At 44.8% G+C, this 11,499-nt stretch carries 10 protein-coding genes and 2 pseudogenes; 9 read left to right on the top strand and 3 right to left on the bottom strand.

What is annotated here, in order from left to right; translation table 11 throughout:
- Together ACFPYJ_RS14580 and ACFPYJ_RS14575 are read right to left on the bottom strand one after the other, a co-directional pair.
- Positions 1 to 146 (bottom strand): annotated as a pseudogene (locus ACFPYJ_RS14580) (DUF2975 domain-containing protein); the annotation flags it as partial.
- Between the two features lie 90 nt (positions 147 to 236).
- Positions 237 to 473 (bottom strand): annotated as a pseudogene (locus tag ACFPYJ_RS14575) (MFS transporter); the annotation flags it as partial.
- A gap of 315 nt (positions 474 to 788) precedes the next feature.
- Between ACFPYJ_RS14575 and ACFPYJ_RS14570 the strand changes: the two are divergent.
- From ACFPYJ_RS14570 to ACFPYJ_RS14540, 7 genes are all read left to right on the top strand, one after another.
- Positions 789 to 1,172 carry a YciI family protein gene (locus ACFPYJ_RS14570; protein ID WP_379188887.1) on the top strand — a complete coding sequence of 128 codons (384 nt, stop codon included), beginning with the start codon at positions 789 to 791 and terminating at the stop codon, positions 1,170 to 1,172.
- Between the two features lie 137 nt (positions 1,173 to 1,309).
- Positions 1,310 to 3,061 carry a Rieske (2Fe-2S) protein gene (locus ACFPYJ_RS14565; RefSeq protein WP_379188886.1) on the top strand — a complete coding sequence of 584 codons (1,752 nt, stop codon included), beginning with the start codon at positions 1,310 to 1,312 and terminating at the stop codon, positions 3,059 to 3,061.
- Positions 3,062 to 3,293: 232 nt separating this feature from the next.
- Positions 3,294 to 3,539 (top strand): hypothetical protein, encoded by a 246-nt coding sequence (locus tag ACFPYJ_RS14560; protein WP_379188885.1) that lies wholly within the window; start codon positions 3,294 to 3,296, stop codon positions 3,537 to 3,539.
- Between the two features lie 140 nt (positions 3,540 to 3,679).
- Positions 3,680 to 4,042, top strand: a complete 363-nt coding sequence (locus ACFPYJ_RS14555; protein ID WP_379188884.1) for a hypothetical protein — start codon at positions 3,680 to 3,682, stop codon at positions 4,040 to 4,042.
- A 709-nt stretch (positions 4,043 to 4,751) separates the two neighbouring features.
- Positions 4,752 to 5,864 (top strand): GerAB/ArcD/ProY family transporter, encoded by a 1,113-nt coding sequence (locus ACFPYJ_RS14550; protein ID WP_379188883.1) that lies wholly within the window; start codon positions 4,752 to 4,754, stop codon positions 5,862 to 5,864.
- Between the two features lie 86 nt (positions 5,865 to 5,950).
- Entirely contained in the window at positions 5,951 to 7,567 is a 1,617-nt protein-coding gene (locus ACFPYJ_RS14545; RefSeq protein WP_379188882.1) for a spore germination protein, read from the top strand.
- Positions 7,564 to 8,772, top strand: a complete 1,209-nt coding sequence (locus tag ACFPYJ_RS14540) for a Ger(x)C family spore germination protein (RefSeq protein WP_379188881.1) — start codon at positions 7,564 to 7,566, stop codon at positions 8,770 to 8,772. Before ACFPYJ_RS14545 ends, ACFPYJ_RS14540 begins: the two co-directional genes overlap by 4 nt.
- A 13-nt stretch (positions 8,773 to 8,785) precedes the next feature.
- On the opposite strand, the gene ACFPYJ_RS14535 is transcribed toward ACFPYJ_RS14540, so the two are convergent.
- The gene (locus tag ACFPYJ_RS14535; protein WP_379188880.1) at positions 8,786 to 9,001 is read right to left on the bottom strand and encodes a YczF family membrane protein; all 216 of its coding nucleotides are present in this window, start codon (positions 8,999 to 9,001) and stop codon (positions 8,786 to 8,788) included.
- A 153-nt stretch (positions 9,002 to 9,154) separates the two neighbouring features.
- On the opposite strand from ACFPYJ_RS14535, the gene ACFPYJ_RS14530 reads away from it, so the two are divergent.
- Both ACFPYJ_RS14530 and ACFPYJ_RS14525 read left to right on the top strand, forming a co-directional pair.
- Complete coding sequence (locus ACFPYJ_RS14530) at positions 9,155 to 9,280, top strand: hypothetical protein (protein WP_379188879.1); 126 nt, start codon at positions 9,155 to 9,157, stop codon at positions 9,278 to 9,280.
- A 257-nt stretch (positions 9,281 to 9,537) separates the two neighbouring features.
- A complete protein-coding gene (locus tag ACFPYJ_RS14525) occupies positions 9,538 to 11,412 on the top strand; it encodes an alanine--tRNA ligase (protein ID WP_379188878.1) in 1,875 nt (624 codons plus the stop codon).
- Positions 11,413 to 11,499: the final 87 nt, after the last annotated feature.

Below are 11,499 nucleotides of genomic sequence, written 5' to 3'. Positions count from 1 at the left end.
TATTTCATTAGGGCAATATTTGGATACAATTTTGCTGCGAAATTCGCCATATGGGGCACTAAAAATATACACAAAGCAAGCACTGCAATTCCAGCCAGAAAAATAATTGCCTTTAAGAAAGTGGTTGAACCTCGTTTAACATTCATTTATAACACCTCCTCCACTTATTTAATGACAACATGATTTTAGCATATAATTTATCGTTATACAATAAATATATATTGTTTTTATTATAACCAGCGGTCTGCGAACGTCCCTCCGATAAACGAAAATACGAAGATCGGCGCGAACTCCGCGACGGAGATGAGGGAAACGGCGAACGCGTCGTCTTTAGTCATTTTTTTGACGTAAAGCAGGATGGCGATATTTCGCACCCAAATACCAATTTGCAAAAACAACGTAGATATCAAAATCGCTTGCACGAATCGGTTGCTTAGCAGCGAAGATGCCGAAGCAGGTTGATTGGCAGTCATGGATCTCTCCCTAGATCGCTCTGTCCCGAGGCTGATTCCCCTTATCCCCGGATGCACTCCCCTCATGAACCCTATGGGAATTAACCCCTTTTGGTAGACAAGACAAAAAGGACATCTGTAAGATGAACTTAACCTTGTTGACAGGGAGGGATATTTTTTAAAAATTTTATTTGAGGATGTGTCGACTTTGCAGTATGCCGTTCGTCGACTTAATAGAGGCAAGAATAAAACCAGTCGATTCGACCCGGAAACCTTGTCACTGATTGTCCAAGAATGATTGCAAGCCAAAATCCAACCATGTAAAGGAGAATTAAAATGAAATACTTATGTTTGGGTTACTTAGAACCAGAGAAAATGGATTCCCGTCCTAAGGCGGAGGTCGATGCAGTCATGGGCGATTGTCAGCCCCACCTCGAGGAACTCTACAAGAGCGGACAAGTGATCATCGATGCCGGCCTTTCCTTGGAGGCCAAATGCTTGCGGGGTGCGAACGGAAAGGTGAGGGTGATCGATGGTCCTTTTATCGAAACCAAGGAGATGATTGGTAGCGCGTTCATCATAGAAGCGCGTGACATGGAGGAAGCAATCCGTGTGGCTTCCTTGCATCCAGCCACGCAAGTTGGTGCAGGCGAGCAGTTTGGCTGGGGAATTGAGATCCGCCCTATTCACTACTTCGAGAAAAGAGAACTGGAGGTTTAGTCTCTTATTTCCTTCAGTCGCCGCTGGAATCTCTCATTGTGATTTAAAATGTTGATCGGAATTAGCCCTGAAACCGTTTCTGACTGGTATAATAAGGGTGAAAGCTTATTAAACGAGCCGAAAGGGGTTTGTTTCAAATGAGTACGGCAGCCGACAAGGAAGAATGGTTATTCGCTGGAACGTTGAAAACGATTCAACAAGAGAAAGCCACTGTCATTAAAGGCGGTATCGCCGTTTTCTATCATGAAGAGCAGGTATATGCGGTGGATAACCGCTGTCCTCATCTGGGGTTTCCGCTGCATGTAGGAAGTTTATGCGATGGTATTCTTACCTGTCATTGGCATCATGCAAGATTTGATGTATGCAGTGGAGGGACGCTTGACCCCTGGGCAGATGATGTACCATCGCATGAAGTGAAAATAGAGGATGAAGGTGTATGGGTACGTTCGCGTTCCCGCAGTGTCCGGGATTCAGAAAAGCAGCTGGATCGATTAAAAAGCGGTCTGGAGCAAAATATCGGCATTGTCATTGCCAAAGCAATTGTTGGCCTGCTGGAATCAGGTGTCCCGGCGGCTGAGATCGCCCGGATCGGTATCGAGTACGGCACGCGTCTGAGCGGCGGTTGGAATTCAGGACTCACGATCCTTACGGCAATGACACGAGTCCTGCCGAAGCTGGATAAGATGGGAAAGCTGCTGGCGCTGTATCAAGGGCTGCACCATGTGGCACGCAGCAGCAGCGGCCGGGCGGAACGTCCTCTCCTGGGTCAGCTTCCGAGCGGGGAAGTTCCTCAGGAGAGATTGACTGCCTGGTATCGGAATTGCATTGAGGTTAGGGATACACAAGGGGCGGAGAGGATACTGCTAACTTCCATCTTCAAAGGCGCCTCTGATCAGGAACTCGCGGACATGATGTTTACGGCGGTTACCGACCACTTCTATCTGGATGGCGGTCATACATTGGATTTCCATAACAAGGCATTCGAATCGCTAAGCTTTGTCAGTCCAGAGAAGAAGGTGCAGGTGCTTGCTTCACTTGTTCCTTTACTGGGCAATCCAACCCGAAGCGAAGAACTGCATCAATGGCAAGCACCCATCAAGCTGGTCGAACCACTCCGTGATGCGTTCAGTCAGCTTCCTGTTCATTATGAGGGGGAAATTGCCCGTCAACCAATCTCTGTGGAAGAGGAAGAAAAGATTGTTGCCGTTGTACTCAGCGATCAACCGCTTGTTACGATAAACACCCTTCTGCAATTCATTAAGGCTGGGAAGGATCCGCTTCAGCTCTCGAGGCTTATCGTATTGGCAGCGGCAGAGCGTATTGTACGGTTTCATACGCAGAATGATTTTGGCGATTGGATTGCGGTTCTGCATACCTTCACGTATGCTCAGGCTGTAAATGAAACCGTAGCCCGCGGTCAACAACCGCTGTTTAGGGCGATATTTTATGGAGCAATCAGTGTATATCTGGACCGTTTCCTCAATGTTCCTCCCGCAGCCCGGCCTAAGCCCAATCCAGCCGGTAAGAGCCTGGAGCTGGATGATCTGCTGCAGCTTATGGATCAGAGGCAGCAGGTGAACGAGACTGCGCAATGGGTTGTCCATTATTTACAGGCAGGCGGTGATCGTTCAGCACTGATGAACACGTTAGGTCATGCGTTGCTGAGAGAGGATGCGGAATTTCACTCCTTTCAGCTCTATGAAGCGGCAATGACAGCCTATGATAATTGGAGCGGCCGGAACGATCCTTTCGCAGAGCATGCCAAGGAGACGCTGCTGCTCGCTGCCACACGCTATTTGGCTGCCCATGCTCCGACCGCCCGGGAAACTCCGCACACAGCTAGGATTGCCTGGCGGCTGCATAGAGGAGAAAATTTGTTTGAGGAGTAAAGTGCTTCTTTTATAAAAGTAAACTCGATAGTCGGAAATCAAAAACATAGTCCCATTTAAAGCCGCAAATAGCGGCTTTTTTTGTTATGGGATCAAGTATTTGTCATTGTTCGATGTTAAGCATGCACAATGGATGTACTTGTAATTGCCTGTCTGGTGGTGATTTTGTACAAGCAATAAATTCATTACTGCATATATATTATTTTATAAAATTTAAGAGGGGGGAAGTCCTATGGCTAATTCAACCGGGGTTATTCAGAATAATGGACCAAATCCAGCAGCTATGGTAACCGTTATACTGAGCAATGATGATGTTAGTACTACAGGAATTGTTGAACTTCAGGTATTTGTCCGACTTGGAGGGGAATTAACACCAATTGTACTTGAACTTTTTTCGATACCTCCGCTAATTACTGAAATCAAGACTTATAGTGTTCTGGGAGCTGCTTCTTTTGAAGTGCAGTATAATGTCGCCTGACGTAATAATAAATGTCTTCTCTCTAGATTCAAGTGGTAACAGCATTGGAGCCCAAAGAGTCCTGAGCATTGAAACCCAAATGATTTCACAATTAAAGCCTGTTTCGTAATAATCATTATTTAAGTACAAGGAGGAGAAAAATGCCAAGAACAACGGGTCCTATTCTTAATAATGATAATGCTACCACTTTAACTTTTGATATAAGCAACGATAGTGCTGTACAATCAGTTACATTTGAACTTGAAGTATTCATAATTACTGGAAGTGGGATTGTAAAGACACCTATTGCACATGAGCTATTTTCGATACCGCCCCTTGCTAATATCATTAAGACCTATGATATTGCTGGAGCCAAAGCTTTTGAGTTTCAAGCTGATGGAACTTCAGGTGTTGATTTTACAGCTAATATTTTTTCGACAGATGCTAATGGAAACCTTATTGCAGCTCAGAGAGTTCTCGGTTCAGAAACAGTTAAAATCACAACACTAACTCCTGTTCCTTAAGAGCTGGTGGGGCTATTAAGCTCCTTTCCCTCTAGTATGGATAAAGTTGTAACTAAAGTAAATAATAGACTGTTTTTTGGGTATTGATTTCGCAAAGAACATTGCCACCACGTACGAGTTGTAACAACAACTCTATGTGGTTTTCTTTTTGTATGTAATGCTGACAGCGCTCTTTTGCTCAGTATCTCTCAGACGGGCTTTACCGATGTGTTGGGTTTCTTCATAGCGTGTTGTTGTTGTAAAAAAATTCATTATTAATTACGTTATAAGCAAACAAAAAAGCCCGCTATATTAGCGAGCCTTAGCACCAGTACGTTCAGTTTTCAGTTTAGCGATAGCATCACTAACCATCTTATCACGTTCTCTATTAGGACCTGGCATCGATTGCTCAACATAATGTCCATTGGCGAAACGACTGGCGGCATCATCAAGATCTAACGGTAACCGCTGTTCCTTCTTAGCAGCCTTGTATCCAGAGATAAATGCACTCACATTCTATGGGAATTGGGCTTGCACTCGCAAAGGCCATTTTTGAAGCCCATCATGCAATGATTCAAGTTGAGAGCGAATATTCAAAATCAACTACATTTAGGATTACGTTTATGAAGTATTAGCTTTAACCGAAATGAAAAGCCAGTGTATAATTTCCAATGGCTTCTGGAATTATATAGAAGAATTTATTGGAGTTCGGAAAGGTGAACGGATCATTATGAAAGAAACAGGCGTAATCAGCTCGGCCCAACTATTTGCCATGATCATTTTATTTGAATTCGGCAGCGCGTTGGTGGTCCCAATTGGATTGAAGGCTGAAGAAGGGGCTTGGTTGACTATCCTCGTTGCGCTGCCCGCAGGCCTCTTGTTATATGTTATTTTCGACTACTTGTTCCGGCAAAATCCGAATTTGATCTTAAGCGGCTACATCCGCAAAATAGTAGGAGCTTACTTGGGCTGGCCGCTTTGCGTTATATACATCTCATTCTTCATTTATGTCTCTGCTCGAAATTTGAGGGAAGTTGGGGATCTGCTTATTTCATCTTCATATAATCTGACACCGTCCCTTGTGATTCACACTGCAATGATTATGGCTGTTATTTATGTGCTGCGCAAAGGGATCGAGGTGTTGTTTCGACTAGGTGAAATTTATTTGATTTGCACGCTTGGCTTGGGACTGATCAGTCATGTGCTGCTCATATTTTCCGGCAAAATCGATTTGAAAAATTTGCTTCCTTTGACTGGCGGAGGGGGCTGGGGTTCAATCTTCCATGCGGCTTATCCGTATACGTTTGTATTCCCATTTGCGGAATTGGTTTGCTTCACGACGATTCTTCCCCATTTGAAAAAGCTTCAAACAGCAAGAAAAACAGGTATCATCGCCATTTTACTCAGCAGTGCTATGCTCAGCTACACGCATGCCATAGAAATTTCAGTACTCGGGGCGGATGTATACGGCCGCGCCGTTTTCCCGTTGTTCACCACGATCAGCATGATCAACATCGCGGGTTTCATCCAGCACTTAGATGCTTTTGTCATTTTGGCATTGATTATCGGCGTTTTCTTCAAAATGACCATATACGCCTATGCCGCATTAGCCGTGGCAGCGGATGTATTCAAAGTCGTGGAACAACGAAAGTTGGCATACCCGATCGGAATCATCATTATGTTTGTCTCCATCGTTTCAGCATGGAGTCTTCCGGAACATAATCAGGAGGGAGTAGGTCCGGCGCTCCAGGTCATTCAACCTTTATTTAGCTGTCTTATTCCGGTGCTGCTCTTTATCATTCATTTGATTCGCAAGCGATTCCGGCTGTATCGCAATATGTAGTCACATCACATGGAATCTTTGGGCACAATCAGAAGGTTATCTGATACGCAAAGCGATTCAGCCTATAACGAAAATCAAGGGGTGAGATGGTGTTTCCTCGGAATAGATTTCAAAGTAAAGGGATGTCCGGCAGTGAAGGATCGAAAGGAGATGAGGTCCGTAATCATTCAGGAAGCCTTTCTCTATATCCGCAATTAGCTGACAACCTGCATCATATCAGAACACAGCTTGGTCACAGCCCCGATATTACGATACGCGAATTTGAAGTAGGAAGTTCACATTCTCAAGTCGCCATGGTTTATATGAACGGAATAACCGACATGGGCATGGTCAATGAGTTTATCCTTCACTCCCTGATGATTGACACAGCGATAGAGACCAATAAAGACATGGCTTCTGATAAGAGTATGTTTGATTTTATCCGGAACAACGCTTTGTCGATTGGCGAAGTCAAAGTCATCAAAGGTTGGAATGAGGCTCTCCTGTCTATCATGTCAGGAAACGCGGCCATCTTCATAGACGGTTGGACGGAAGCAATCGGTTGCGGCACCAAAGGAGGGGAATTGCGGGCAGTAACCGAGCCGTCATCCCAGGTGGTCATTCGTGGCCCGAAGGATGGGTTTACCGAGAGCATTGGGACAAATGTAGCCCTTGTGCGCCGCAGAATCAAGAGCTCTAATTTATGGCTGGAGAGCATGAGAATCGGCAAGGTAACACAAACAGATGTCGCCATTATGTATATCAAAGGAGTGGCTGACGATAAGATTGTACAGGAAATAAAGAAAAGATTGAATGGGATTGATTTTGACTCCATCCTGGAGTCAGGCTATATCGAACAACTGATTCAGGATAAGTCCTATACGATTTTTCCAACGATTCACAATACGGAGCGGCCGGATTCGGTTGCGAGTAATCTATTGGAAGGAAGAATTGCGATATTTGTGGATGGCACTCCCTTTATCTTGATCGCTCCCATGTCGTTTTTTGGCTTTTTTCAAGTTGTTGAAGACTACTATCATCGTTTTGAAGTAGCAACGGTAATACGCTTATTAAGATATGCTGCGCTGATCATTTCTTTATTTTTCCCCGCAATTTATGTTTCCTTCATTACTTTCCATCAAGAAATGATTCCGACGACACTCTATATTAGCCTGGCGGCCCAGAGAGAAAGCGTCCCATTCCCTGCTTTCGTCGAGGCATTAATGATGGAAGTGACCTTCGAGATTTTACGGGAGGCCGGTATTCGCCTGCCGCGCGCAGTCGGTCAAGCGGTTTCCATCGTAGGCGCCCTCGTCTTAGGACAAGCGGCGGTTGAAGCGGGGATTATTACACCGGCGATGGTCATTGTAGTTGCATTAACGGGTATTTCCAGCTTTACGACACCGGCTTATAGTATGGCTTTGTCCATTCGTTTGCTGCGGTTCACGATGATAATTGCCTCCGGATTCCTGGGTTTTTTCGGAATCGTTGTGCTAAGTATTATCATTTTGGCGCATATGTGCGGGTTAAACTCATTCGGTATTCCGTATATGTCTCCATTGGCACCATTCATACCGGAGGATCAAAAGGATACTTTGGTTCGTTTCCCTTTTAGATCCTATTTTTTCCGCCCCCGCTTGAGCAGTCAAAGCAGCCTCGTGAATGTGGACGAAGCCAGTCAGCCATCTCCCCAAAATGAACAAAACGGAAGGGGATCCGAATGAAAGCAACGAAGCTAATAACTATAATCATGTTCCTGTCCGTAGTGCTGCTGTTGACCGGCTGCTGGAACAGCAGAGAGATAAATAAGCAGTCAATCGTCAGGGGGATGGGAATTGATAAGGTGCAGAAAACGAATGAATATCGGGTAACCTTCCAAATCATAATTCCGAGCTCCGTGTCCATAGGTAGGAAGGGCGGTGCAGGGGGGATACCGGTTATTGTTCATTCAGATACGGATCATACGTTATTCGGAGCCATGCGTAAAGCATCACAGAAAGTACCCAGGGAACTGTTCTTTGCTCATATACAGTATTTGATTATAGGTGAATCTATGGCAAAAGCCGGTATTGGGGAATTGTTTGATTTCTTCGAAAGGGTCCCCAAATTCAGTTTGACCTCCCCCATTCTTATTGCGAGAGGAACCAGTGCGGATTCCGTTCTAAGAGTCTTATCGCCGGCGGAATACTCTCAAGCCGGAGCGCTCGCCAATAAATTGGCGCTCACATCTAAAGAATGGGGGCAAAGCGTGGTTGTTGAATTGCTGGATGTAATCAAAGCTCTGCAAGGAACGGGTGAAACGGCTATAAGCGGCGTTCGAATCGTAGGTGATCCAAAAATCGGGGAAACGAAAGCGAATCTGGAGCATACGAGTTTGCCTGCTGTAATCAAGATTGAGGGAATTGCCTTATTTAAAGGCAAAAAGCTGAACAAGTGGTTGGATGGGGAGGAAGCGCGAGGGACCTTATGGGTTCAAAATAAAATGAAACGCACAGCTGTAAATATTGCCTGCAAGGATATAGTGGAAGGCACTGCGGTTGAACTGATTCGGTCCAGGACAAAAGTCAAGGTGAACATGAAAGACGGACATCCGGTATTCCGCATCCGCATCGATGAGGCAGGAGTCGTGAACGAGGTTCAATGTTCGATTGACTTGAATAAACGTGAAGAGATCACCAACCTGCAAAAGCAATGGGCAAAAGAGACAGAAGAGGAAGTCATGAAGGCCGTCAAGGTGGCTCAAAGCAGGAAGAGCGATATATTTGGCTTTGGCGATGCAGTAAGGCGTTCTTACCCTAAGCTATGGAAGGAGATAGAACGCAAGGAGAAATGGCCGGAAATGTTTGCTGAAAGTAAAGTCGAGGTTGAGGTAAAAGCGTTCATCCGTCGTACAGGGATGAGAGGCAGACCCTATTTTTTCAAATCGTAAAGAACGTCTTCGATTATTTTGGATTACACAGCTTTTTCATAAACGGGGTTAGAATGGGGATGATCATCAATAAAACAATAGCAACGTTTTCTGATAAGGATGAGACATTGAACGATTCTATTTGAACATGAATCGCTGTTGAAAGCGGCATCCCTGCAAGTACATCTGCTATAACCAAAAAGGACAAGCTCAGTAACAAAATGGAGATATAAGCAACAATTATCTTCATGGAATGATCTCCAATCCGAATTATTCTGCAATCTTATGGTTTCCGCAATTAGGGCAAAATAATCGGGTCAAATCAATGGTCGATGAGATGTCGCATATATTTTGTTCAATGGAACACATTATTTATAGAATTGATTACAAATGGAGGAAAACGATGAAGACATTTTTATCTGTGATTTTAGTCGCATTTCTTTTAACTGCTTGCAATTACCAACCGGTAAAAGAGCATAGTGAGGAAATTAAGAAACAAGTCGAGAAAGATCAGCAAAAAACGAAATAGTCGTTAAAATGGGCGGCTAGTTCGATGTCTTGCTAATCGTATCCGTTGATTTTTTCGTTCCATATTGTTACAATCATTTCAACTCATTTGTCCGAAATAAAAAATCGATGATAGAACAAGGTATGTTAGACGGCTTGCTCAGAGAGGGATGGACTTAGGTGCGACTATCCTGCGAGCCGCGGCATATTGCCGGTTCCTGAGTGCGATTAACACCCGCCGGTTCGACCCGTTATTGTCGATGAAGCCGATTGTACGGTTTGTACGAGTACAATAACTTGGGTGGTACCGCGATTAAATCGTCCCATTTTTTGGGGCTTTTTTTTATTTTCCGGGCAAAACGAAAGGGGAAACAAATATTGAAAGTATACACATCCAATGAGATCCGTTCAAAGTACATTGCTTTTTTCCAAGAAAATGGTCATGCTGTTATTCAAAGCGCCTCCGTCATTCCTGAGAATGACCCAACAGTCCTGTTTACAACAGCCGGAATGCATCCCCTGGTGCCCTATTTATTAGGGGAGAAGCATCCGGCCGGTTCTCGACTGACGAATATTCAAAAGTGCATTCGCACGGGTGACATTGATGACGTCGGGGATGATACACATTGTACGTTTTTTGAGATGATGGGTAATTGGTCGCTTGGAGACTACTTCAAGCGTGAAGCAATTGAATGGAGTTGGAAATTTGTCACTTCACCGCAGTGGCTGGGTATTCCACAGGATAAAATCGCCGTAACCGTATTTGAAGGCGATAAGGATGCTCCACGAGACACAGAATCATATGAAATCTGGCGTGAGCTCGGGCAGCGTGAGGAAGAACTGTTCTTCTTGCCAAAAACGGACAATTGGTGGGGTCCGGCTGGACAGACCGGTCCATGTGGACCGGATACTGAAATTTTCATTATTAAGGATAAAGAACGCTGCGGTCCGAATTGCTCTCCAGCATGCGGATGTGGACGTTATGTCGAGTTTTGGAACAACGTGTTTATGCAATATAATAAGACGGCTGAAGGTGCGTTTGAACCATTGGTTCAAAAAAACGTTGATACTGGCATGGGACTGGAACGTGTGCTCGTGGCTTTAAATGGTGGTACGGTATACGATTGCGATTTGTTTACATCGATTTTCGCTGCCATTGAACAGCTTTCGAATAAATCTTATATTGAGCACAGTAAAGCGTATCGGATTATCGCCGATCATACGCGGACGGCTGTCTTTATATTGGGCGATACGAGGGGTGTGACCCCATCCAATGTCGATCAGGGGTATGTGCTACGCCGACTTATTCGCAGAGCAGTTCGATTTTCAATGAACCTTGGAATTGCAGAAGGCGGACTAACAGTTATTGCTGACACGGTGATTAATCAATATGACCCTATGTATCCGGAGTTGAAAGCAAACCGATCGTTGATTATCGACGAGCTGCAGGCAGAGGAGATGCGCTTCCATAAGACTCTCAGCCAAGGATTGCGCGAATTCGAGAAACTTGCCAGTGCACTTGGTGAAGAGAAGCTAGATGGCGCGTCAGCTTTCAAGCTTTATGATACGTTTGGCTTTCCAATTGAATTAACCATGGAGTTGGCAAAAGAACGATCAATTTCCGTCGATCTTGAAGGCTATCAGGAACGTTTCCAAAAACACAGAGAGTTATCGCAAGCCGGCGCCGCGCAGAAGTTCAAAGGTGGCCTTGCAGATCATTCGGAACAAACAGCCAGGCTGCATACAGCGACTCATTTGCTTCATGCGGCACTACGTAAGCTGCTGGGTGATACAGCAGCTCAAAAAGGCAGTAACATCACATCAGAACGGCTTCGATTCGATTTCTCGTTTCCTCGTAAAATGACTGATGAGGAAATAGCGGCAACTGAGCGCATAGTTAATGAGGCAATTGCTGATAGAGCTGATATAACATTTGATGAAATGACAATTGATCAAGCACGTGAAGCAGGAGCAATTGGATTATTCGAGAGCAAATACGGTAATTTGGTCAAAGTGTATACCATTGGAAAGCATTCGAAAGAAATTTGTGGAGGCCCGCACGCATCCAACACCTCTGAGCTCGGAGTGTTTAAGATTATCAAGGAGGAAAGTTCGTCATCAGGCGTAAGACGGATCAAAGCGGTCTTACTATAGAAATACGGAGGGGTCTATGCGAGGCCACTGAAAAACATTTGTTTTTGATTTTGTGAAGTGTACTGAAATAGATAAAGGCGAATTTCC

This window comes from Paenibacillus solisilvae (assembly GCF_042656405.1).
In the GTDB taxonomy this organism is placed as follows: domain Bacteria; phylum Bacillota; class Bacilli; order Paenibacillales; family Paenibacillaceae; genus Paenibacillus_Z; species Paenibacillus_Z solisilvae.
Note: the sequence above shows the minus strand (reverse complement) of the source record. Positions and strands in the feature narration are given on the sequence as shown.

Bases quoted from the DNA above. Each gene is read 5' to 3' on its own strand.
- ACFPYJ_RS14540 (WP_379188881.1), top strand. From the start codon at position 7,564: ATGAAAGCAACGAAGCTAATAACTATAATCATGTTCCTGTCCGTAGTG.
- ACFPYJ_RS14530 (WP_379188879.1), top strand. From the start codon at position 9,155: ATGAAGACATTTTTATCTGTGATTTTAGTCGCATTTCTTTTAACTGCT.
- ACFPYJ_RS14570 (WP_379188887.1), top strand. From the start codon at position 789: ATGAAATACTTATGTTTGGGTTACTTAGAACCAGAGAAAATGGATTCC.
- ACFPYJ_RS14550 (WP_379188883.1), top strand. From the start codon at position 4,752: ATGAAAGAAACAGGCGTAATCAGCTCGGCCCAACTATTTGCCATGATC.
- ACFPYJ_RS14545 (WP_379188882.1), top strand. From the start codon at position 5,951: ATGGTGTTTCCTCGGAATAGATTTCAAAGTAAAGGGATGTCCGGCAGT.
- ACFPYJ_RS14560 (WP_379188885.1), top strand. From the start codon at position 3,294: ATGGCTAATTCAACCGGGGTTATTCAGAATAATGGACCAAATCCAGCA.
- ACFPYJ_RS14535 (WP_379188880.1), bottom strand. From the start codon at position 9,001: ATGAAGATAATTGTTGCTTATATCTCCATTTTGTTACTGAGCTTGTCC.
- ACFPYJ_RS14565 (WP_379188886.1), top strand. From the start codon at position 1,310: ATGAGTACGGCAGCCGACAAGGAAGAATGGTTATTCGCTGGAACGTTG.
- ACFPYJ_RS14555 (WP_379188884.1), top strand. From the start codon at position 3,680: ATGCCAAGAACAACGGGTCCTATTCTTAATAATGATAATGCTACCACT.